Annotated in this window: 15 protein-coding genes and 1 pseudogene; 7 read left to right on the top strand and 9 right to left on the bottom strand. The window is 40.8% G+C overall.

The annotated features are described in order from the left end of the window. Positions 1-41 precede the first annotated feature (41 nt). Positions 42-2,123: an ATP-dependent DNA helicase RecG gene (gene recG / locus AACQ81_RS18605; RefSeq protein WP_237385819.1), complete on the top strand. Its 2,082-nt coding sequence runs from the start codon at positions 42-44 to the stop codon at positions 2,121-2,123. Between the two features lie 75 nt (positions 2,124-2,198). Here recG and AACQ81_RS19815 read toward each other — a convergent pair whose 3' ends face one another. From AACQ81_RS19815 to gltS, 3 genes are all read right to left on the bottom strand, one after another. Beyond that, entirely contained in the window at positions 2,199-2,507 is a 309-nt protein-coding gene (locus AACQ81_RS19815; protein WP_443089520.1) for a YqcI/YcgG family protein, read from the bottom strand. Positions 2,508-2,839: 332 nt separating this feature from the next. Further along, a complete protein-coding gene (locus AACQ81_RS18600) occupies positions 2,840-3,982 on the bottom strand; it encodes an MFS transporter (RefSeq protein ID WP_237385818.1) in 1,143 nt (380 codons plus the stop codon). An 802-nt stretch (positions 3,983-4,784) separates the two neighbouring features. Then, positions 4,785-5,999, bottom strand: a complete 1,215-nt coding sequence (gene gltS, locus AACQ81_RS18595; RefSeq protein ID WP_237385817.1) for a sodium/glutamate symporter — start codon at positions 5,997-5,999, stop codon at positions 4,785-4,787. Positions 6,000-6,542: 543 nt separating this feature from the next. On the opposite strand from gltS, the pseudogene AACQ81_RS18590 reads away from it, so the two are divergent. After that, positions 6,543-6,731 (top strand): annotated as a pseudogene (locus tag AACQ81_RS18590) (type II toxin-antitoxin system RelE/ParE family toxin); the annotation flags it as partial. 23 nt (positions 6,732-6,754) lie between these two features. Continuing rightward, a complete protein-coding gene (locus AACQ81_RS18585; RefSeq protein ID WP_237385816.1) occupies positions 6,755-7,036 on the top strand; it encodes a helix-turn-helix domain-containing protein in 282 nt (93 codons plus the stop codon). Positions 7,037-7,067: 31 nt separating this feature from the next. Here AACQ81_RS18585 and AACQ81_RS18580 read toward each other — a convergent pair whose 3' ends face one another. Both AACQ81_RS18580 and AACQ81_RS18575 read right to left on the bottom strand, forming a co-directional pair. Further along, positions 7,068-7,292 carry a zinc ribbon domain-containing protein gene (locus AACQ81_RS18580; RefSeq protein ID WP_336885664.1) on the bottom strand — a complete coding sequence of 75 codons (225 nt, stop codon included), beginning with the start codon at positions 7,290-7,292 and terminating at the stop codon, positions 7,068-7,070. A gap of 494 nt (positions 7,293-7,786) precedes the next feature. Then, entirely contained in the window at positions 7,787-8,521 is a 735-nt protein-coding gene (locus AACQ81_RS18575) for a DUF6973 domain-containing protein (protein ID WP_237385814.1), read from the bottom strand. Between the two features lie 304 nt (positions 8,522-8,825). Here AACQ81_RS18575 and AACQ81_RS18570 point away from each other — a divergent pair, with 304 nt between their 5' ends. Next, complete coding sequence (locus AACQ81_RS18570; protein WP_237385813.1) at positions 8,826-10,595, top strand: AsmA family protein; 1,770 nt, start codon at positions 8,826-8,828, stop codon at positions 10,593-10,595. Here AACQ81_RS18570 and fabY read toward each other — a convergent pair. From fabY to typA, 4 genes are all read right to left on the bottom strand, one after another. Beyond that, positions 10,585-11,502 (bottom strand): fatty acid biosynthesis protein FabY, encoded by a 918-nt coding sequence (fabY, locus tag AACQ81_RS18565; protein ID WP_237385812.1) that lies wholly within the window; start codon positions 11,500-11,502, stop codon positions 10,585-10,587. The two genes, AACQ81_RS18570 and fabY, sit on opposite strands and share 11 nt — an antisense overlap. Positions 11,503-11,573: 71 nt before the next feature. Further along, positions 11,574-12,011, bottom strand: coding sequence for a D-aminoacyl-tRNA deacylase (gene dtd, locus AACQ81_RS18560; RefSeq protein ID WP_237385811.1), 438 nt, complete (start codon positions 12,009-12,011; stop codon positions 11,574-11,576). Positions 12,012-12,087: 76 nt separating this feature from the next. Further along, on the bottom strand, positions 12,088-12,705 hold the full coding sequence (gene yihX / locus AACQ81_RS18555; RefSeq protein WP_237385810.1) for a glucose-1-phosphatase: 618 nt from the start codon (positions 12,703-12,705) through the stop codon (positions 12,088-12,090). Positions 12,706-12,980: 275 nt separating this feature from the next. Then, complete coding sequence (typA, locus tag AACQ81_RS18550) at positions 12,981-14,804, bottom strand: ribosome-dependent GTPase TypA (protein ID WP_237385809.1); 1,824 nt, start codon at positions 14,802-14,804, stop codon at positions 12,981-12,983. A gap of 675 nt (positions 14,805-15,479) precedes the next feature. Between typA and AACQ81_RS18545 the strand changes: the two genes are divergently transcribed. The 3 genes from AACQ81_RS18545 to AACQ81_RS18535 all read left to right on the top strand — a co-directional run. Further along, positions 15,480-20,381 (top strand): inverse autotransporter beta domain-containing protein, encoded by a 4,902-nt coding sequence (locus AACQ81_RS18545; protein ID WP_237385808.1) that lies wholly within the window; start codon positions 15,480-15,482, stop codon positions 20,379-20,381. Between the two features lie 264 nt (positions 20,382-20,645). Further along, a complete protein-coding gene (locus AACQ81_RS18540; protein WP_237385807.1) occupies positions 20,646-22,370 on the top strand; it encodes a hypothetical protein in 1,725 nt (574 codons plus the stop codon). A gap of 46 nt (positions 22,371-22,416) precedes the next feature. Then, the coding region (locus AACQ81_RS18535) for a hypothetical protein (RefSeq protein WP_237385806.1) at positions 22,417-24,472 on the top strand (2,056 nt) is incomplete at its 3' end.

Genomic DNA, 24,472 nt, shown 5'->3' with positions numbered 1-24,472 from the left:
CAGGTATACAAGGATATAAATCACACCGACGGAGACATCGCATGAAAGGCCAACTACTTGATGCCATTCCCTTAACCACTCTGTATGGTGTTGGAGCCAGTCAGGTCGCTAAACTCGCCAAATTAGGGTTGGTCAATCTACAGGATTTGCTGCTGCACCTGCCTCTCCGCTATGAAGATCAAACCCGCCTGTATACCATCAATGAGTTGCTGACTGGCATTCACGCGACGGTAACGGGTGAAGTATTGCGTACCAATGTCACTTTTGGACGCCGGCGCATCATGACCTGCCAAATCAGCGATGGAACAGGTGTATTGACCCTGCGTTTTTTCAACTTCTCCGCTGCCATGAAAAACAATCTGGCCGAAGGGAAACACGTCGTTGCCTATGGCGAAATTCGTCCCGGAAATCAGGGGCCAGAGATTATTCATCCTGAATATAAAGTCCAGCAACACGCCAACCGTGTTCAACTGCAAGAGACATTGACTCCCATTTACCCCACAACCGAGGGAGTGCGCCAAACAACGCTGCGTAAGTTGATCGAACAAGCCTTGGAGATATTGGATACCTGTGCTGTTAACGAACTGCTACCTGAAGAATTCAGCCGGAAGATTATTAGCCTGCCCGATGCCCTTCATACATTGCATCGTCCTCCACCGGACATATCCCTGACTGATTTAGATAACGGCAGACATCCGGCCCAGCGCAGATTGATTCTGGAAGAGCTTCTGGCACACCATTTGAGTATGTTGGCAGTCAGAGCCGGAGCACAGCGCTTTCGCGCCCAACCACTCATGGCGGATGACACCTTAAAGCAGCAGCTTCTCAATCAATTACCCTTCTCACCGACAGGGGCGCAAGCGCGTGTTGTTGCAGAAATCGAGCACGATTTGGAAAAGAACGTTCCCATGATGCGTTTAATACAAGGGGATGTCGGATCAGGTAAAACGCTGGTCGCGGCTTTGGCGGCAGTTCGCACCATTGTTCACGGTAAGCAGGTTGCGTTGATGGCGCCAACTGAACTGCTGGCGGAACAGCATGCCAATACCTTCCGCCAATGGCTCGAACCACTCGGTATTCAAATCGGCTGGCTGGCTGGCAAACAAAAAGGCAAGGCTCGTCAGGCACAACAAGAAGCGATTGCGAATGGTCAGGTAAGCATGGTCGTCGGAACCCATGCGATGTTTCAGGAGCAGGTAAAATTTGCAGGACTGGCGCTGGTCATCATTGATGAACAACATCGGTTTGGTGTTCATCAACGCCTTGCTTTATGGGAAAAAGGCCGAGAACAGGGCTTCCATCCCCATCAGTTGATCATGACAGCCACCCCCATTCCACGCACGTTGGCAATGACCGCCTATGCCGATCTGGATACATCCATCATCGACGAATTACCGCCGGGGCGAACACCAGTGACAACCGTCGCCATTCCTGATACCCGCCGGAACGATATTATCCAGCGTATCAAAAATGCCTGTCTGGATGAAGGCCGTCAGGCTTATTGGGTATGTACGTTGATCGAAGATTCTGAGGTGTTGGAAGCGCAAGCAGCACAAGCCACCAGCGAAGAACTGGCTCTTGCGTTGCCGGAACTGAAAATCGGTTTAGTACATGGACGAATGAAGCCCACTGAAAAGCAAAGTATCATGGAGGCTTTCAAACAAGGTGAATTACAATTGCTGGTTGCCACTACAGTTATTGAAGTTGGGGTTGATGTTCCTAATGCCAGCCTGATGATCATTGACAACCCTGAGCGGCTCGGATTGGCTCAGTTGCATCAGCTTCGCGGGCGTGTCGGGCGTGGGGCCATTGCTTCCCACTGCGTCCTGCTCTATAAAACCCCTCTGACCCAAACGGCCAAAATTCGCCTGCAAGTTTTACGGGACAGTAACGACGGTTTTGTAATTGCTCAGAAAGATCTGGAAATTCGCGGGCCGGGTGAATTGCTTGGCACACGCCAAACTGGTAATGCAGAATTCAGGATCGCGGATTTATTGCGGGATCAAAGTATGCTGCCCGAAGCTCAACGCATCGCTCGCTATATCCAGCAGCACTATCCTGAACATGCCAAGGCACTGATTGAGCGGTGGCTACCGGATAGCTCGCAGTACAGCCATGCCTAAATCGACTACGTAATGAGAGGCTTTGAATAGCCTCTCAAGCACGCAATGTAATTTATAGGAGGGAGGAGGATGCCCTTAGCGATAACGATCTAGTCGTTTAGTCAGAGCTTGTGCAAATTGCATTGCACTGCTTTCAGCAAAGGGGAGATTTAACGAAGGTTCGCATAGCTGCATGCCGTTAAAACACATGGACCAAGATGGAGAATTAGAATCCTTTCCAACATTATCTGGCCAAGATTCAGAATCAATATCATGTAATTTCTGCAGAACTTTCCAACCAAAAACATGATATTCATCGACAGACTGAACATTTATAACATCCAAGGAGAACGCCACAATAAGTGGATATGCTGTATTTAAATTACCATCCCAATTCTTGGATATTTCTACATATTATTTAAGTCCTTCACCTAAATATTGGATACCGCTTGTCTCAATATTTTCCACGAAAATAAATTTCAACAACTGCTTTCGAAATGCTCTCTTAGAGAAAACACAAGGAAAATCAACATCACTAAGCCGAGATTAAATATCGCTGAGAACGGCATATCGCCAATCTCCTTTCATTTCATTTCATTGAGTTGTACTTGAGAAATTAATTTTGTAACACTCAGATCCTTATCTAAAATATTCACTTATACCACCTTTCATCAATATAAAAATAGTTTTTATGAGCTACTTCTGAAATCGATCTATGGCTGCCAAAAGCTTGTTTTTTAAAAATCTGAATGTTTTTTCCAAAACCAAATAGTAACTAATGTGATGATTATCTGGACTGCCGAGAATATAACCATTGCAGGCAGTAAACCGAACATATCAGCTAATGCACCACTCGCAATAACTGGGAGAGAGAAACCAATGTAAGCGTAAATAAAAAGGCCTGCGGTTGCTCTGGCTCGATTATCTGGAACTCTTGCAGAGAACTCGAATAAAGCCGCAAGGTAAGTGAAACCATAACTTGATGCACTGGTAATGGATGTTCCTACCAATATTAGTGTTATTGATTGAGTCCATAGGCCAACAAGGAGAATAAGAAAACCGAGCGGAGTTAATAATAATCCTAAAATAAGTGCCTTTGAATTCATCATTCGGCGAGCAATGGGCTGACAGAGAAAGCCGATAAAGATCGCTAAGAAAATGACAAACCCTGCCCAGCCATCCAGACCTTGAGCTTTTAGCTCCAATGGTACTACGGCAATTATCATTCCCGTTGTTGACCATGCCAAAGCCATAGCGATACCAAACCCCCACGTTCCACTAGGAAACACCGGAAATCGGAGGAGCGAAACATGTTGAGGTACATCAATGCGTGGCATCTTGAAACCAATGAGAGCAAGAATAGGCGCCATAGCAAATAGTGCAATAAAGCTAGCGGGCATGAGAGTTGAGCCTTGTAACCCAAGACTTAAACTGGTAGCCAAAGCACCTCCGCCAAAACCTAGCGAGGTGGAAGATGTCACGATCAGGGCAGCACGCCGGATGCTATCAGCTCCCATAATTTCGGTCATATAAGCCATACCAGCAGTTGTTACTAATCCTGTTCCAATACCAAGTAGTACCCGTGCAATAAAAAGGCTTTCCCAGCTAGGAATCAAGACTAAAAGCACTGTCGCTACTGTTGCAAGCAACAAAGCTATCGTAATAGGTAATCGGCGACCAATCCGATCCGATAATCCCCCTAACAAGAGTAATGTCGGCATCAATCCTGCTACATAAGCAGCAAAAGCTATAGTCACGGCGGTTGCCCCTACATCGCTTTTCGCAGCATAAACTCCATATAAAGGTGTTTGAAGGTTAACAGCAAATGTCACCGTAAATAAAGCGAGGGTGAGTAATGCAATAGAAATATTTTTTGACATAGCTGTAACTGTCCTTGGCAGTGATATTTAATTTTCTGTCTATAGGATAAAACTATTTATTATGCATGCAAATCCGCCATCATTTAACTTTATCTCTTAATTCACCTTTTACTTTCTAAAAGATGAAATGATTTTTCGGAGTTGTAGTCGCTCTCCAATATGTTTGCAAACTATAATATTGTTGTATGAAAGTGATCTTTTTTAATTTAAATGCATATAATTAAATAACTTTTCATAATATTGCTCCACTCATTTTTTGTATTCCAGGTTTTTGCTACGATGAAAACGATCGTAAAAAGACATCAACGTGAAATACAAAATAATTCATTTCGATTATTATTTAATTCCAGTGCCTCTGAGTTAAAATGATAACTTAGAAACCCCATGGATAAATCAAAATAGAGTAACAACATCAATTTATTTATGAATAATTTTGTTATTTGGAATAGTATACAAGTGGCGAAAATTGATGTTATCTGCCCATCCCATCATGCTAACTGGCATGAAAAATTATCTGACTCTTGTACAAAAAATCTCTGTAATTGATACATAATAGGTATTATTTAAATACTCATAGACGTCAGTTTTGGTGAAAACAGACAGCGTCTAAGAAGTGGTCATGCCGCTGAAACATCGCATTAATGAATAAAATAGCCCTTAACCTGCTGAAAAATAAGAAAGCTATTAAGGTGGATGTAAAAACCAAACGTCAGAAAGCCGGATGGGATAATGGCTAAAATGCCGCTGAGTATTTCAGCGGCATTTTAGCCAAGATATCAGGCCATATCACAAGCGTGTCAAATTAACCTGCAACAGATGGGAATACCGGTAACAACAGATATAACTTGATAACAGCAGCATTAACGATATCAATAAAGAATGCACCAACCATCGGCACTAAAAGGAATGCCACATGTGATGGTCCAAAACGATCAGTAATCGCCTGCATATTTGCAATAGCTGTTGGTGTTGCGCCCAAGCCAAAACCGCAGTGACCGGCTGACAATATTGCCGCGTCATAATTCTTGCCCATTATACGGTAAGTCACGAAAATCGCGTACAACGCCATCACCACTGACTGCACAGTGAGGATCACCAGCATTGGTAGTGCAAGGGAAGCCAACTGCCATAGTTTCAAGCTCATCAGTGCCATTGCAAGGAACAGTGACAAACTGACGTTACCCAATATAGAAACCGCTCGGTCAAATACCCGATAAAAACCAAGCATAGACAGACCATTGCTGAGGATAACACCAACAAACAGCACACACACGAATGTCGGTAATTCATATGAAGTGCCTTGCAACAGTTTCTCAATAAATTTGCCCGCCAACAAACAGATGGAAATCATGGCAATGGTTTCCAGCATCACCAATGGCGTGATAAGACGACCAGTATAAGGTTTCTCAAATGCAGTTGGGATTTCTGTATCATCTGTACGCAAACCCGGTGTTTTGATGTTTTTCACCAAAAAACGTGCAACCGGGCCACCGATCAAACCACCCAAGACCAAACCGAATGTCGCACATGCCATTGCGACTTCCGTCGCATTCTCAAAGCCGTAACGTTCAGTGAATAATTTACCCCAAGCGGCTCCCGTTCCGTGCCCCCCGGAGAGTGTAATAGAACCCGCCAGCAGACCCATTAATGGGTCAAGGCCAAGCATTTTCGCCAATGCGATGCCTACGGTGTTTTGCACTAATAACAGGCCAACAACCACAAAGACAAAAATTATCAGAAGTTTTCCGCCCGCTTTCAGGCTGGCAAGGTTAGCGTTCAGGCCGATTGTGGCAAAGAACGTCAACATAAGAGGTTCGGTGAGAGATGAATCAAAACTGATTTCCCAACCTACGGTTTGTTTAACCGCCAATAAAACTAAAGCAACCAATAATCCACCGGCGACCGGCTCAGGGATTGTGTATTTCTCAAGAAATGGAACTGTTTTTACGAGTTTTCTTCCTAGTAGCAAAACAAGAGTGGCAGCAACGAGCGTGCCATAAATATCCAGATGATACATTTATGTACCCCATCCATTGTTAATATTATGTAAGTTTAATGTGACGTTATAATCATCCTATAAAAACGCCAAAGAGCAGATAGGGATCGGATTAGAAAGAAAATTATTAATAAATACAAGTTAAAACATTTAAAAATGTGACGGAATTAAGCCGTTTGGGATAAGTAAAACCAAACGCAATCGATTGCCTTAATGTTGTAGATCATTAAAATGCGTTGTTTTGTCCATCTGGAATTTCATAACATGGCCAATCCAGCCCATGGCTCCAATTCACCAGAAGTTTCCGCTAAATCAGATAATGAATTGATTTATCGCCTCGAAGATATCGCCCCAAATTTGCCGCCCACATCGCCGTGATGATGGTCAATGGGTAGTAAAATTTGAATATAAAGGGCAACATTACTCGTGGGTTGGTCAGGCTGATAACCTGAAAGATGCAATGATTCAGGCATGGCAGGCATATTTTAGTTAAATTTCTTCTTTTGATTAAACTTAATTTTTACAGAAATTTCTCTTTTAAGTATATTTAAATCAGGAGGAGAAATGTTTGATGTGATAACTCATCCAGATGCCCTATTGGAATTAAAACAACTACCTGACGAACTGCGAGGTCGCATGTTTCGGTTGATAGAACGACTGAGTGTGGGTGGAAACCAAATAAAAATACCGCACAGTAAAGTTATTGGCGGTGGTTTATTCGAACCACGAGTTGGAGATAAAAATATAGCCAGAAAACGGTTACAGGAGATGAACAAATGAACGATATCAGTTTCGAACAACTGAAAGCAGAAATGTTGGATATTCCAGACGCTATTCAGGCATACAACGATGCTGATAAAGAATTAGCGATAGTTGAAATGCTCTACCAAATGCGCGAGCGCGCTGGATTAACAAAATCAGAATTAGCTAAACGATTGGGTATATCTCCATCCGCGATCACACGACTAGAGGGTAATCCGCTGGGTGCTAGTGTGAAAACATTATCACGTTACGCTAGTGCCTGTGGTGCTAACATAGATATCAGAATGACATTTTAAATTAAGGTGGGACCGCGGTTCCACCCTCTATTCACACAGCCATCGCCACAATATTAACAGCTGCGTTGATATCCCGATGATGCTCAGCACCACAAACACATTTCCACTGACGCATGGATAACGTTAAATCGGCATTAACATGGCCACAAACGCTGCACGTTTTACTGGATGGTGCCCATCTGTCGATTTTCAAAAAAGCAACACCGCGCCACAGTGATTTATATTCTAACTGACGGAAAAATTCACCCAAACTCACGGAAGCTAATGATCTGTTAAGACCGGATTTCCTGCTTGCTCCGTTACGCAAATAAAAAAACACGCATATGGCGTGTTATTGCGCCACTTAAATCACGGGTTCTCACGCCCGGTCATCGATTTTGCGATGAAATATTCAAATTACTCTAACCTAAACGTCAACAAAATTAATCTAAAATAATTGTTAATTTAGTCACAAAAACCATCTTTACTACTAAATAACAATTTAATTTACATTCATAATGCCATCAAACATTTTTTAACAGAGTACGTAAAATGCCATTCATCGCTATGTTTTTGCTATCAGTAATATTATTTTTCTTCTTAACTCTTCTGGTTAATTATTTTGCATTAGGCAAAAGTGTAAAAAAATCAATATGGGTAACATTATTAATAATGTTTGTTTTCGTATTCAGCATTTTTGCTCCTACAGCTATCTTATACTGGATAAAAAATAATTTATAATTAAAAATGCGCGCCTAATTACTATTTTAATTATTGCTGCATTTTCTGCCACTTCTCGATCATTTCTTTTTGTTTTTGTTCAATCATAGGTTTAATTTTATTATCATAAATATCTTTGTCTATCTCAAATTTAATAATTCCCATCCATTGGTCATCGATATCATATGGAACACCAAGAGCATCCCACTCTTTTCCAATAAGATTTTTCATATCGAAAGGATCGGCAAATTTGTCATAAAGGTAATAATCTACCGTACCATGCACGCGATATTTATCACCCAAATCTTTTACTTTGAAAACATCTGTAAATTCTCCACTAATAGTTGCTCCCCCAATAGCCCCAAATGGGTCCCAAAAATCAAATACATACATCCCTTCTTTATGAAAATGCTCCAAAACTTTCAATGAAATATCTTTCATCGATGTTGAGCCGGCATTTTTACCAATTTCACAACCTATTTCGTTATTAAGCATATCGACTATTTTATCCGGATAAGACACATCATAACCCCAGCCAATATCAAAAACGCGTTGATTTAAGTCAAATTGCTTAAGCTCTCTCACATTTTGTCCTGTTGGAAGTCCTTCGTGAGCGTTACCTACGAAACTCGCCACTTCATCACCATATCGAGCTGCAATAGTTCCCATCCAAGTACCGTGACGCAATGCATTGACCTCACTACCCTCTCCATGAATAGGCGTGTGTCCTCCATTAATGGCTGGTTCTAATTGGTACAGACCTCTCCCTATTGTCGAAAACCGCATAGCGTTGGTCGTAATATTTGTTGCCCAAATTCATAAAAACCAATATCTAGAGTAATTGATGGGTGATTTAACGGCCATTCTGCTGAATCTGATTTTTACTCCGGAAAATAGCCGCTAGTGTTGGTTGCCTTCCTCTCGCTCCTCCCGGCGGGAGTTTTTGTATTTTGCGTATCTATTCGCAATATCTGAATTTACTTCCATAAAAATATATTAAATACTGTTTTATCTGCACCAGCTCTTGAGCGTCTGTACTTTTTACGGCATAAAAGAGTTTCTATCAGGAGGAAATATTGAGGTGAGAATCATGAAATGGTTAGGGAAAAGTGTTGTCGCTCTTTTATTGTTGCTCGCTCTGGCAATTATTACCATCTATGTTGTTATCCAGACGCATTGGGGCGCAAAACAATTAAGCCAGTGGTTTAACCGACAAGGGCATTATCAGGTCAATATGGAAAGCATCAGCCATAGTTGGTTGCAACCATCCACCTTAACGTTTAGCCGTGTGGATATTCACGATAAACAAAGCCCTTTCTCACTACAAGCCAATACCATCAATCTCGATTTCAAATGGCGACATCTACTGACACCACAAAATCTCCACCGCCTGACATTGCAACAAGGAACAGTAACGTTAGCTGATAACCAATTACCACTTCCTTTGAAAGCAGATATTTTACAACTGAACCAGATGAATGTTCAGTTGAACAACCCAACCACACCTATTCAGGGAGAGAACATCACTGGCGGAATTACCCCTTGGGCACCTACCGTGGAAAGCCCATTTGGTGATGGGCAATATCAATTCAGTGCCCATGTAATCCGCTTAAATGGCATTCCCGTTGAAAATGTCATGATGCAGGGGAGCTACCAGAATAAGGCTCTGAATATTGATTCTTTTGGCGCGACATTTCTGCAAGGTGCTGTTTCTGGAGATGGCCAACGGTTATCTAATGGCAGCTGGCAGTGGAATAATCTCCTGATCAGCGATATCCGCTGGCAATCACCGATGACATTGAATGCAATCAAGGAAGAAATCAGCCATCTTCCTGCCATTCATGTGAAAGACCTCAATATCACCAATGCCAAGTTACAAGGGCAAAACTGGTCTGTCGATTATCTGAACAGTACCATCAAAAATCTGGGGCTGGTCAATGGCAGTTGGGATGGCGAAGATGGGTTGATTGATTTTAATGTTATGAACATGTCCCTCAATAATGCCCAGCTCAGTGATACTCTTGGGAAATTCCGGTTTTCTGGCGATACTTTTACCATTGCCAATCTGACAACCCACTATCAAAAGGGGTTGTTTAATATCCAAACTAAATGGGATCGCAAAAACCGGTTGCTGACCCTCAAAGATAGCTCAGTAACAGGGCTGTTTTATCATTTGCCATCAGCCTGGATTAACTATTTACAAAACCCGGCACCAGAATGGATTTCCGGGCTGAAACTCAATGACATTAGCATCAACAATACCCTGTTGGTTGATACTAATCCTCATTTTCCATTCCAGCTCACCACCCTTTCAGGCCATGTTGACACTCTGGAGCTTTTGAAAGATGGCAAATGGGGATTGTGGAATGGACAGGCATCGTTTCAGGCCGCAGCGGGGACATTCAATAAAATAGAGATAACCCGTCCTTATCTGCAATTTCACACTACTGATGACAAGATAACCATCGATAAATTAAATGCTTTTACAAGTGAGGGGTTACTGCAAATTACCGGCACAGCGGAACAACGAACGTCCCAAACTCCTTTTAACCTCAATTTCAAAGGAATGAATGCGGATTTGAGCATTTTGCCTCAATGGGGTTGGGTGCCACTCAATATTCAAGGAGAAGGGAATTTCTCACTCGCGATTACTGGTGACCTCTCTGCTGATAATGTTAAAGGCACAATCAATGGTACATTGGTTGCTGAAGATAAATCATCAGACAAAGAGTCACAGTCTGTTGAGCAAGGCCTGATTTCGACAAATCGTTGCACTACAGCAGCCCACTCTCCCGTAGATAACTCGGAAACCGAACATCCAACAACAGAGAGTGAAACCTGCACCAAAATCAGGCTGTAGCAAAACGTTCTGGAGGCATGACAATATAAGTACCGGTGAACACGCTACCGACACCATGTTCACCGCTAACCTCTACTTCCAGTTTTACGCGGGCTTTGTTGCCACGGGCAAGGCGGGCCAAATCGCCACTCATATTATTGAAATCTGCGATTGCACTGGGACGCCCAGTAATGGGCTGCCGATAGCGAATACTGGCATCCACCAAAATAATATCTCCGCCCAGCTGGCGTTCCTGTAGCAATAACCAAATTAGCCCCCATGCTGTTAACGTAGCTTGGGAAAACAAGCTGCCCGCAAAAATAGTATTGTGTGGGTTTTGGTTCCCCGCTTCAGGCATCGTCGTGATAAAACGTTGCCCAGTATATTGCGTGATCCGCAGCCCCATCTTTTCACTCAGAGGAATATGTTTATGCCATGCTTGCTGTAATTCCGCACACCAATCAGGACGATGCAGAATATCATCAAGGCTCATGATAGGTTTTATCATTAGAAAATGGTTAATCGGTGATGTTCTGGCCCCATTGATTAAACCGCGGTTCTCAAAACCCAATTTATCAAAGAAATCGACGGCATCTTCCCGTGCACTGCAAACGACCCGCTTTACCCCTTCTTGTCTGGCAACAGATTCCAACGCCATTGCAATCAGTGTGCCCAGCCCTTTCCGCTGCACATTGGGGTGAACAGCCAAAAAACGGATTGCCCCTTCACTGTCCGCATTAATATATAAGCGCCCGACAGCAAGCGGGTTACCATGTTCATCCACCACCATTTGATGATGAGCGATTGAGTCGTAACCATCTTTCTCTGAACCAATGGGCTGATGAAGCGGTTTACGCAGCATCTCCCAACGAAATTGGTAATAGGTTTCCAACTCTTGTTCTGTTTGAGGTACTCTCAGGTGGTACATAGAAACAACCCCTCTCTTGTGTGTTGTCATGTGTAAGTCAGGGAAACGTATACAGCACACTGCGGATTACTTTACACCTGCAACCAGAAAGTCACGGGTCCGTCATTCGTTAAACTGACTTCCATATTTGCAGCAAATTTCCCCGTTTCTGTTTTTACACCAGTTATACGGCACTGTTCAACAAAATAGCGATAAAGTTCATCTGCTTTTTTAGGTTCAGCACCACCAGAAAAACTTGGCCTCAACCCCTTCTGAGTATCCGCCGCCAATGTAAATTGGGACACAACCAGTAAGCCGCCATTAGCCTGCTGAACACTCAAATTCATTTTTCCCTGCTCATCGCTGAATACCCGATATCCCATCACTTTTTCGCATAAACGTTGTGCTTTTTGTGGGTTGTCATCTTTCTCAACTCCCAATAACACCAGTAATCCCTGTCCAATTTCCCCAATAGTTTCATTTTCAACAACAACTTTTGCCTGTGTCACACGCTGTATTAAAGCGATCATTTTTCTTACCTGTTGTCCTCACCCTATCCGGGCAAGGAGAATAGAGGAAAATATCTTCCGCTGATTGCGGAAAACATTAATTTTTTGCGGGAAGTGAGAAATCATGTGTCTTGAAATAATCAGGAATGTCATTCCTGCCAGCTACATGAATTGCATTGATACCTGATCGTATTGCTGCTTCGACATGCTCTAAAACATCATCAAAAAATATGGCCTGATCTGCCATTACACCTTCCGCCTTAAGTACATGTTTAAAAATGTCAGGTTCCGGTTTACGCATTCCCAGTTCTTGAGATAAGTAAAGGAAATCGGCTGATGCTGCAATCTCAGGATAATGCACAGACAAGTAATCAAAGTGCAGGTGGTTAGTATTTGATAACACAACTACGCGATGCCCTTGTGTGCGTAATTTATTCATGAGTTCAATAATTTCTTGTCTGATACCAATAAAAACCGCATTCCAGCCTTCAGCAAATTGTTCAAAACTAAGTGAAATCTCCATTTCGTCACACACCATTTCTGCAAATTCATTGTCACTGACTTGTCCGCGCTCATGTTTTTCGAAGATATCATTCAATGAAAATTTCGCGGTCAATGTTGCCAGTGGAGTTCCACTCAAATTACTCCAAACAGCCAGAACCCTTTTAAAATCAATATCAATAATCACATTACCCATATCGAAAATATACAGCATAATTCCTCCTGACTGATGTTCATCGTTTGGTACTTTTATCATATTTTTGTGCATAAAAAAGGATAAGAGACAAAAAAACAAACAAGCCGCGCATTTAATGAACAGGTGTTGAATTTGATGAATGGTGATTAGAATTATAACTTTCTGTACTGACAGACAATCAGGAATAGATGAGCAGGGTAAAAAGATAAGAGGTAATATCTAAAAACTCAGGGTGCCGAAGCACCCTAAGCTATTCGTATTCAATCTGTCACACGCAATGTACCAAAAAGTAATTAAACTTCTTTGCTACGACTTGCACGACGACGATCGTTTTCAGTCAAATGACGCTTACGCAGGCGAATTGACTGTGGAGTCACTTCAACCAGTTCGTCGTCGTCAATAAACTCCAGCGCCTGTTCCAGTGTTTTCTTGATATGCGGAGACAGGGTTGTCGCTTCATCCGTTCCTGATGCCCGTACGTTAGTCAGCTTCTTACCGGTCAGACAGTTAACTGTCAGATCGTTAGAACGCGAGTGAATACCGATGATTTGGCCTTCATACACTTCAGTACCATGACCAAGGAACAACTTACCACGTTCTTGCAGACCATACAGCGCGTAAGCAACCGCTTTACCCTGTCCGTTAGAAATCAGTACACCATTCAGACGACGACCAATCTCACCCGGACGGATATCATCATAGTGGCTGAATGTCGCGTACAGCAGACCCGTACCGGAAGTCATAGTCATGAATTCAGTACGGAAACCAATCAGACCACGGCTTGGGATAACGTAATCAAGACGAACACGGCCTTTACCATCTGGCAGCATGTCACGCATTTCACCTTTACGCTCACCTAGCCCCTGCATCACATCACCCTGATGCTGCTCTTCGATATCCAGAGTTACCTGCTCGAAAGGTTCCTGCTTACGGCCATCAATTTCACGGAAAATAACTTTTGGACGAGAAACGCCCAGCTCAAATCCTTCACGACGCATGTTCTCAATCAGAACAGACAGGTGCAATTCACCACGACCTGATACACGGAATGCATCTGGGTCTTCAGTTTCTTCAACACGCAATGCAACGTTGTGAACCAACTCTTTTTTCAGACGATCCAGAATCTGACGAGAAGTGACATACTTACCTTCACGACCACAAAACGGGGAAGTATTTACGCAGAAATACATGCTCACGGTAGGCTCATCAACCGCCAGTGCCGGCAACGCTTCAACCGCATTGAATTCACACAGGGTATCGGAGATGTTCAGATCGCCCAGACCAGTGATCGCAATGATATCGCCCGCTTCAGCTTGTTCAGATTCAATACGATCCAGACCCAGATGGCTGAAAACCTTACCAACTTTACCGTTACGTGTTTTACCTTCACTGTCGATAAGAGTGATGTTCTGGTTTGGTTTTACTTTACCGCGCTTGATGCGGCCAATACCGATAACACCAACATAGTTGTTGTAATCCAGCTGAGAAATTTGCATCTGGAATGGGCCATCAAGGTCAACCTTAGGTGGCTCAACATGTTCAATGATTGCCTGATACAACGGAGTCATATCTTCAGCCATATCAGTATGGTCATTACCTGCAATACCCATCAGCGCTGAAGCATAGATGATTGGGAAATCCAGTTGCTCATCAGTTGCACCAAGGTTTACGAACAGGTCGAATACCTGATCAACAACCCAATCCGGGCGGGCACCAGGACGGTCAACCTTGTTGATAACCACGATAGGTTTCAGACCGTGGGCAAACGCTTTCTGGGTAACGAAACGAGTCTGTGGCATTGGGCCATCCATCGCATCAACCAGCAGCAGCACACTGTCTACCATCGACATAACACGCTCAACCTCACCACCAAAATCGGCGTGGCCCGGGGTGTCTACGATATTGATACGATAATCATTCCATTTTATGGCGGTGTTTTTCGCAAGAATGGTGATACCACGTTCTTTTTCTAGATCATTAGAATCCATCACACGCTCAGTTGTTGCAGCGCGCTCACCGAAAGTACCGGACTGTTGCAGGAGTTTATCAACCAGCGTGGTTTTGCCATGGTCGACGTGAGCGATGATGGCGATATTTCTTAAGTTATTAATTGACAAGTATTTTTACCGTTTTAGCTATTTGATGGATTATTAGATGGATACAACATGGCAGAATACTGCCACATTCGTCTAACACAAATATGCTGCTATTTTACACGTTATGACAACATAGTGAAATAAATGTGAGATGTATCACCTTAGATAAGTTGGCTGTGCCCTTCTTTAGCACTCTACAAGCCTTGTTAGTGACACAAGCTTTCTCAACCACATGGTCATCCATATGGGATTTTTTCCCTTATTATTGTACTGTAATTTGACCTGCAATCGATGAATTATCTTAATAAAGATAAACTTGTTAGTTAAGCCTGCTTAATAAAAAGAAAAAATATAAACCCTCTGATTACTGATAATATCCGAGCTGTTTTTTAGTTTTGTACTATCTTAGTTTTTATCTATCTTGATAACTAATTAAAACCAATCCAATAAATTAAATACGTCCGGAATAAATACACGATAAAGTGACAGGAGCTTTCATAGAGTGTGAATATTTTTATTATAGGAAATCTAACTATTAGCCGTGTGGCAGAATAACTTTTTGTTATCAGCCGATAACTATTTTTCATAATAAAAAAAACAACACATTCTAATATGTGAAATTAGGGAAGTCTCATTTTCTTGATAAACATCAAAGAAAAAACAGTCAACGAATAAAATATCTTGAGGTACTTTTATATGCCATCATATTTAAGTAAGATTATTGTTTCTTTCATTGCTATTTATACATTACTGATTCCGTCTACAATAACAACCGCCCTTGCAGAGGGTAATTTAACGGATAATGATATCTATTCACAAAAAATAAACACGAAAAATAATATAGATATTCCAGTAAGTGAGTCAAGTAATAAATTATTAATTTCGAACACGCATAAAGAAGCCAATATAGAAAAAAACAGTGACACCTCAAATTCTGACACACCAAATTTTATCGCGAGAAATATTCACGCAGTCAGCAATATTCTTTCTTCGTCCCCTAAAGAGTTAACCGAACACGCCAAATCCTATGCGTTGAGCAAACTTAACAACACCGTTACCTCCGAAGTAAAAAAATGGTTATCGCAATTTGGTACGACCAGAATTAACTTTGGGCTGGATAAAAAAGGGACTTTAGAGAATACCTCTCTCGATCTGTTGCTCCCTATTTACGACAATAAAGCCGATTGGTTATTCTTTTCCCAATTTGGCTACCGTAACAAAGACAGCAGGAATACCGTTAACGTAGGTTTGGGTGGCCGTTATTTTTACCAAAACTGGATGTATGGCCTGAATACCTTTTATGACCATGATCTGACAGGTAAAAACCAACGCTTGGGGATGGGAGGCGAAATCTGGGGAGACTATATTAAGCTCTCCGCCAATGCGTATTACGGCTTAAGTGATTGGAAAAAATCCCAACATTTGCGCGATTATCATGAACGTCCTGCCAATGGTTATGATATTAATGGCGAATTTTTCCTGCCGGCTTATCCCAATCTGGGTGCCAAACTAGCCTATGAGCAATATTTCGGTGATAACGTTACTTTATTCAACCGTGATACCAAACAGAAAAATCCCAGCCTGGCGACGTTAGGACTGAATTATACCCCCATCCCGCTCTTTACACTGGGGGTTGATTATAAACAGGGGGAAAGCGGACATACTGAAACCCAATTCCTGGCGAATTTAAATTATAAACTGGGTGTTCCACTTCATGTGCAGTTATCGCCAGACAGTGTGGCTTCCATGCGAACATTGGCGGGCAGCCGCTATGATTTGGTGGAAAGAAATAACCAAATCATCCTTGATCACCAAAAGCGCTCCACTTTACAACTTTCTTTGCCGGAAGTGATGACGGGATACAGCCATGAAGAACAGGTTGTTACCGTGACTAACAATCCCAGCGATAAAGTGGATTGGCTGCAACAAAATAACGACTTTATCAAAAATGGCGGCAAAATCTCACTGAATGCCGGCAATAAAATGACCATCACCTTTCCTGAATACCAGTTGAATACAGGGGGAGTCAATACTTATCCGCTGAATTTTACCGTATCAGAAAGTAGCAATTTGCAACAGACTCATCATGCCACCATACAAGTGATTGTCAGGCCATTTTTAATAAAAGAAAAAGAAGTTCAACCTGACGGAGGCGTCATTGCTGACGGTAAAACTCCCTATATTTTCACCCCCGTCATGACTTACGACACAGTTAATCATATCCCGTTGCCGAAGGATGTTCCGTTAAACCATATTAAATGGACAACTGAACCGCCGGTTGGTGAAGAATCAGGGCTGAGTTGGGGTAAACCGGAACCAACCTCGACAACCAACGAAAAAGGGCAATTACAAGCCGCATTAGTGAGTAGTAAACCGCAGAAAGAGGTGAACGTATTCCTGCAAATGGATGGCATGGCGAAAACCCAAGTCGGCACAGTGAGTTTTGATGATGATCCTGCGGGGTATCATATTAAGGGTGAGCTGACGGTGAATAAAAAAAGCCCTCTGATAGCCAATGGTCATGACGACTATACCTTCACCGGCACTGTCTTTGATGCACAGAATAACCCTGTGAAGAAGACGAAAATTTCTCAGGTGAAATGGTTTATTAAACAAAACGGCACAGATGAGAGCCAGAACCAAAATCTTATTTTTAAACCTCTGGGTGATACAACAAATGAATCAGGAGAATTAACGGCAACGCTAGCCAGCCATAAAGAGATAAAAGATTTACAAGTTGCACTTTCCATTAAAGGTGACGCGCCCACCATTGAAGCCCCCCATCCCGTTTCCTTTATTGCGGATATTGCCGGTTACCGTGTTCAGGATATCACCGTCACCCCAACCGGGACATTAACGGCTGACGGTCGCAGCCAATTCCATTACACGGCCACAATTGTGAATATCAATGATAACCATCGGGCCGTGACCGATGCAGAAATCAAAAATGTGGCATGGAGTACTAATCAGAAAGAGGATAACGGCCTGATTCTGGTGCCTATCAAAGAAGGAGATATCTTCAAAACAGATGATAGCGGACAATTAAAAGCAACGTTGGCAAGCAAAACGTTTATCGGTGATGTCCGGGTTTCACTCACTATTGAAAAGCAACCTCCCTTTAATGCAGAACAGGTTTCCTTTATTGCAGATCCCTCAAAGTACAAGATAAAAGAGCTTATTGTCGATCCACAAAAGCCCATAACTGCTAATGGACTCAGTCCATTTACCTATACCGCAGTGGTTTTGGATGGTAATGGCAATGTGTTAAAGAATAAAGAAATTAACCAAGTAAAATGGAAAATCACACTCAATGGTCGGGATGTGAGTGACGATAAGCAGCTGGTTTTTCACCCCCAAACCGGAACCGTCAAAACAGATAAAGATGGAAAACTAACGGCACAGTTAGCGAGTCACGAACCCAGAGAAAAGTTACTGGTTTCGCTCTCCATTGAAAACCACAAGGATGTTGATGCAAACCAGCTGGTTTCCTTCATTATAGATTCCTCAACGATCCGTATTAAAGGAGGAAAGCTGGATATGGAGCCTGGCAGTCCTTTACCCGCCAATGGTGAAGCTTCCTATACCTTTACAGCAACTGTCATCGATAGTATTGATAACAAGCCTCTTGGGAAACAGGACATTAAAAATGTGAAGTGGCACATCATGCAAAATGAGACGAAAGATGTCACGGATAATCATAAATTTACTTTTAGTGCACTGGATGGCGAAGTAACAACAAAAGACGATGGAACATTACAAGCAACATTAAAAAGTACAGAGGCCTTGGATGGACTCACGGTACAACTTTCATTTGACAATCAAATTAAGGCCAAATCACCTGCCTTTGCCTTTATTCCGGATCCCAAAACTTATAAAGTTCAACTGGATCGTAATAATCCAGTTAATCTCAGTAAAAACAAAGCATTAATAAATGATATTTACACCTACACAGTCACAGTTACAGGAGAGAATAGCAAACCAATACCAGCGCAAAATGTAACATGGGAGTTTGAGCCAAAAACAGGGCCAGCCGTTAAGTTCATTTCAGTTGAAAAAACGACGAATAACCAAGGGAAGGCCACTGCAACGTTAACAAGTGCAGATAAAGCTACAGGAATTAGAGTCTCAGCAACAGTTGATGGACATAAAGTTTCAGACCCAGAAGGGGTAAATTTTGATTGGCCAACGATTGATGTACGGGTTTTAGGGAAAAACATAATTGCTGGAAGTAGTGGTGGATATAAAGTGTCTGCAACGGTTTATCGTGATGAGAATAAGACTATCCTTTATAAAGGACCAAATGACAATAAAGGAACAGATATTAAATTTGCTTGGTTACCCGCACCTGAAGGGACGACATTGGATACCCCATCTGGAGGAGCATTAACTATTGGTTTAGACGGCACCCTACAAAATACATTGACGGGGGGATTGCTTGATAATGGATCCCCTGTACAAAATGTAAATGTTTGCCTCCAGGTTATTGAACCACAAACTGAGCCAAAAGCATGTACTCCTGAGATAAATTTTTATCTGGATGTAGGGATTGAAGAAATTATCGTATCAACACTTCCCACTGGCAAAAAGGTATTAGATGGAAATAGTCAGGATTACTATATCTATACAGCTAAGATAATTAATAAAAAAACCGGAAAGCCACTCCCTGACGGTTACTCTTTCCAAAATGATATTTGGAGTTCTGATCCTGCGGCAGACACTAGCCAAGAGAATGGTATTCCAGAAATGAAGTTTACACGAATGGATACTACAGTAACGAAAGGGGAGCTTATTGCCCATTTATCTAGTAGCGTAGGTGTCGGGGATGTTAAGAATGATCAGGTAACGGATGGGGTGAAAGTTACACTAACAATACCGCCTGTGAAAGGGCAGCCACCTGAGACGAAATCAGCAGATATTGTTGCCTTCAGTCCAATGCCACACGAAGCGGGGCTTGAAGTGAGCAGTACAATTAGTGTAAATAACAAAACAATGAAAAAAGTATTTAAGGAGCAAAACAGACCTTATAACTCGTTTAGGGGTCTACAAGGACGTTTAGTTAAATTACCATCAGAAGATCCGATCCTTCAGAATGGAGATATACTCGATCCTCCTCCTCAGGTAATAAAGGGATACGTTAATATAGATAATACAACGGGAGTAATAAATTTATCTGCTATTGGGACGGCTGCTATAAACGTATCTGTTAAGAATCCGAAGAATAAAGTTCGGCATCTTTATACGTATCAATTTAATAATAAAAGATTTTTCTCACATACTAGCGATCCTGTGGTTTATATGCCGAACGACCCTGGTTCATGCACTGAGGCTAATCCGCTGGTGCAAGATGCAACAGTCAATGATGTGTTTGACCCTGCAGGAGGTGGAATTCCTCTAGTGGTGGAGTTTCCTAAACCTTACTTTTGGGGAATATTGAGCTTTCTTAATACTGGAGTACCTGCTCCGAATATGGCAGATATTCGTGGAGGAAATGCATCATTACATCAAAACGTGTTTGTATTTGATCTCGCTACCGACACAATGGTCTCTGGCGACTCAGTAGCTGGTTATTTATTCTGTGCATTGTCTCTTCTTCCCTGAGAGCTAAACTTTGAGTTATTGCACCTCTCCGCCTTCTTGTCGGGCGGAGAGTCTTATCTGTTAACTGACTATTTGCTCTTTTTATAAGCCTGATATAAATTTCAGTCAGAATAACAAACTAACCAGTTTTATTTATTTTTATATTACTATCATCATGAGTGATAACTTTTTTTCATTATGCAAAATTTAGCAACCAGAGTAAATTACCATAAATAAGAACTTTCCAACTGGTTACATTAATGTTTTTATTTATGGGGCCATAAAATGAATAAGACAATTTTCAATAAAGAGAAATATAATATCGTTCCAGATATACCTGGTGGAGCAAATGTGATTTTAGGACAATATTGTTATCTAACAATAAATATTTCAGGTAATGCATCTGATATGAGTGACATTACTACAGTAACTATATCAAGTACAACAAATGGCATAATAGCATCGCCTCTATCTAGCTGGCTTTCTAATCCTGTTATTAATAATTCCATGACCTTTTTATTACAAGTTCCGGAAAGTCTATCTGATGGAACAAAGGTTATTATTAATATAAATTTGATGGGGAATAAAACTAACAAGACTCCATTACAAACTCTACAAGTTAATTATGTTGCCAAGAAATTAAATAAACAAACAGTTATTGACCTAACAGAAACGAAATATTTTCTGGATGTTCCCGCAGATGATAATGCGATGGGAACAGGTCAGATTTATTCTGTATTTTCTGGTACTATTACTGCAGATGATGGGAAAAAAACACCATTAAAGCATACTCAGATTTTAATTTCCAGTATGGTTTTAGGTCAGCTATATTCAAATACTCCTTCTGTAAAAATAGCTACAAATGAAACTAATCCAACTCACCTCATGCCTCAGAAATTACCTCAGGAGTATGACAATATTGAATTTGTTGCTGTAAAAAGTGATGAGAACGGAAAGATATCATTTCGTGTATATGCGGTAAAAGATACTCCTGTCAGGGTTGATTTTACGATTCAAATATTGAGAGTAACTTACGCACGATTTGTGGCATCTCTATATGTTTTTAACGATAGATCAGCTCCTTTTTTTGGTATCTCTAGTCCGTTTATACTTGGATTACAACCGGGTAGTATACTAAAACAGACTCCTGGACAATCGGAATTTCAGGTTAAAATTTTTAAATATTCTTCTTATCAGAATACAGATAGTATTGTTTTTTATCTCATGTCGCTTGTGAATAACCATGTAATAAGATTAGAGCCTGTATTTAAGGTTGATGATATAACTACGTTGTCTACATACCGCTTTAAATTTCCATATAATAAATTAAAAGTCAATGAGCTGATGGTATTGTATTATATGGTAATACCTCAGGAAGGGCCACCTATTTACTCTACAGGAATAGAAGTAAAATATGTAGGAGGAGGCGATGCATCTCCTGATGATAATATAGAAAGACCTTATGACAAATTAACAGTCTACTCTAGTTATGTGACTCAAGATACCCTTGATCCGACAAGTTATGATGATGGAGTTTCTGAATACGGGGCTGTTACTTTAGATACGATAGAACAGCAGAAAATAAAAAATGATACATTACCGCCAGATCAGCAGGTAAAAACGGATACTATTCCTGGTTTATATGTGGTCATAAAAGGAACTACTGATAGAAATGATAAAACGTTGCCACAAATGGGGGCAAAAGGTGGGATATCAATGTACTTAACATCCCTGAATCGCCAGAATAAATGTAATTATAAATTTGATTTATCCAATCCCGCTAATCTTAAAAATAATATTTATCAGATTGTTCCTATACGCTATTGTTCCTTGAATAGAGCGCAAGGGTACCACAGTGGTGCAGAAGGAACCCTGTATTTCGAATATTATGTAGAAGATGATAATGGAACGCGCACTTATAGCAAAGTTTGGCAAGTTGATCTTAATACTGTACAAGTAGGACAAGATCCAGGTTATTTACGGGGATGTTCAGCCAACTTCAATTGTTAATTGAATAAGGGATAATAATTTTTTAATTAATGAAATGGAGAATAATATGAATATAGCAGATGCACAGCATAATTTATGCAATAATGGGGAGCTTTGTGTATCCATAAAATCAGGTTCAGATGTTATTATTGGACAAATTTGTTATTTAAAAGTAACACTCTCGGCTGATCAATCTGTACTGAAAAAAATAAGTCATCTTTTAATAAAAGATGGTACTAACTCCATTCAAACAAGTAATATTGATGATTGGAGAATAAATTCTGATAAAACCTGTGGCTATGCAACATTTCAATTGCAAATTAATCATGATTTGATTGCAGATGCGACAGTTAATTATACTGTTCATGCTGTTTCTATTTCAGGTGATGACGTACAAGAAATTACAACAAAACAAGTTAGCTATACAGCAAAAAAAATGGGAAAGACAATTTTAAAAAATGATAAATATACAATCGTTCCAGATATACCTGACGGATCGAATGTTATTTCAGGGCAATATTGTTTTTTAACAATAACGGTATCAGGTAATGCATCTGATATAGCAAACATTTCTAATGTAACTATATCGCCTACAACAACTAACTTAAAGGCATCGCCTATATCTAACCGGATTACTAATCTTGTTACCAGTAAAGATATGGTCTTTTTATTACAAGTTGACAATGGTCTAGCTGATGAAGAAAAAGTTATTTTTACTATAAATTTGATGGGGACTGACGTGAGTAAACCTCCATTACAAACTTTACCAGTTAATTATATTGTCAAGAAATTAAATGAACAAACTACTATTCACCTAACAGCATCACCCGAATTTCTGAATGTTCCGGCAGATGATAATGCGATAGGAACAGGTCAGATTTATTCTGTATTTTCTGGTGCTATTACTGCAGATGATGGGAAAAATACACCATTAAAGCATACTCAGATTTTAATTTCCAGTATGGTTTTAGGTCAGCTATATTCAAATACTCCTTCTGTAAAAATAACTACAAATGAAACTAATCCAACTCACCTCATGCCTCAGAAATTACCTCAAAAGTATGACAATATTGAATTTGTTGCTGTAAAAAGTGATGAGAACGGAAAGATATCATTTCGTGTATATGCGGTAAAAGACACTCCTGTCAGGGTTGATTTTACGATTCAAATATTGAGAGTAACTTACGCACGATTTGTGGCATCTCTATATGTTTTTAACGATAAACCAGCTCCTGTTTTTGGTATCTCTAGTCCGTTTATACTTGGATTACAGCCGGGTGGTACACTAAAACAGACTCCTGGAGAATCGGAATTTCAGGTTAAAGTTTTTAAATATTCTTCTTATCAGGATACAGATAGTATTGTTTTTTATCTAATGTCGCTTGTGAATAACCATGTAATAAGATTAGAGCCTGTATTTAAGCTTAATGATATAACTACGTTGTCTACATACCGCTTTAAATTTCCATATAATAAATTAAAAATCAATGAGATGATGGCATTGTATTATATGATAATACCTCAGGAAGGGCCATCGGTTTACTCTACAGGAATAGAAGTACAATATATAGGAGGAGGCGATGCATCTCCTGATGATAATATAGAAAGACCTTATGACAAATTAACAGTCTACTCTAGTTATGTGACTCAAGATACCCTTGATCCGACAAGTTATGATGATGGAGTTTCTGAATACGGGGCTGTTACTTTAGATACGATAGAACAGCAGAAAATAAAAAATGATACATTACCGCCAGATCAGCAGGTAAAAACGGATACTATTCCTGGTTTATATGTGGTCATAAAAGGAACTACTGATAGAAATGATAAAACGTTGCCACAAATGGGGGCAAAAGGTGGGATATCAATGTACTTAACATCCCTGAATCGCCAGAATAAATGTAATTATAAATTTGATTTATCCAATCCCGCTAATCTTAAAAATAATATTTATCAGATTGTTCCTATACGCTATTGTTCCTTGAATAGAGCGCAAGGGTACCACAGTGGTGCAGAAGGAACCCTGTATTTCGAATATTATGTAGAAGATGATAATGGAACGCGCACTTATAGCAAAGTTTGGCAAGTTGATCTTAATACTGTACAAGTAGGACAAGATCCAG

It is taken from the genome of Xenorhabdus sp. Sc-CR9 (assembly GCF_963897815.1).
Classification (GTDB): Bacteria; Pseudomonadota; Gammaproteobacteria; order Enterobacterales; family Enterobacteriaceae; genus Xenorhabdus.
Note: the sequence above shows the minus strand (reverse complement) of the source record. Positions and strands in the feature narration are given on the sequence as shown.

Bases quoted from the DNA above. Each gene is read 5' to 3' on its own strand.
- recG (WP_237385819.1), top strand. From the start codon at position 42: ATGAAAGGCCAACTACTTGATGCCATTCCCTTAACCACTCTGTATGGT.
- AACQ81_RS18540 (WP_237385807.1), top strand. From the start codon at position 20,646: ATGAATAAGACAATTTTCAATAAAGAGAAATATAATATCGTTCCAGAT.
- dtd (WP_237385811.1), bottom strand. From the start codon at position 12,011: ATGATCGCTTTAATACAGCGTGTGACACAGGCAAAAGTTGTTGTTGAA.
- AACQ81_RS18545 (WP_237385808.1), top strand. From the start codon at position 15,480: ATGCCATCATATTTAAGTAAGATTATTGTTTCTTTCATTGCTATTTAT.
- gltS (WP_237385817.1), bottom strand. From the start codon at position 5,999: ATGTATCATCTGGATATTTATGGCACGCTCGTTGCTGCCACTCTTGTT.
- AACQ81_RS18575 (WP_237385814.1), bottom strand. From the start codon at position 8,521: ATGCGGTTTTCGACAATAGGGAGAGGTCTGTACCAATTAGAACCAGCC.
- AACQ81_RS18600 (WP_237385818.1), bottom strand. From the start codon at position 3,982: ATGTCAAAAAATATTTCTATTGCATTACTCACCCTCGCTTTATTTACG.
- AACQ81_RS18570 (WP_237385813.1), top strand. From the start codon at position 8,826: ATGAAATGGTTAGGGAAAAGTGTTGTCGCTCTTTTATTGTTGCTCGCT.
- AACQ81_RS18585 (WP_237385816.1), top strand. From the start codon at position 6,755: ATGAACGATATCAGTTTCGAACAACTGAAAGCAGAAATGTTGGATATT.
- fabY (WP_237385812.1), bottom strand. From the start codon at position 11,502: ATGTACCACCTGAGAGTACCTCAAACAGAACAAGAGTTGGAAACCTAT.
- yihX (WP_237385810.1), bottom strand. From the start codon at position 12,705: ATGCTGTATATTTTCGATATGGGTAATGTGATTATTGATATTGATTTT.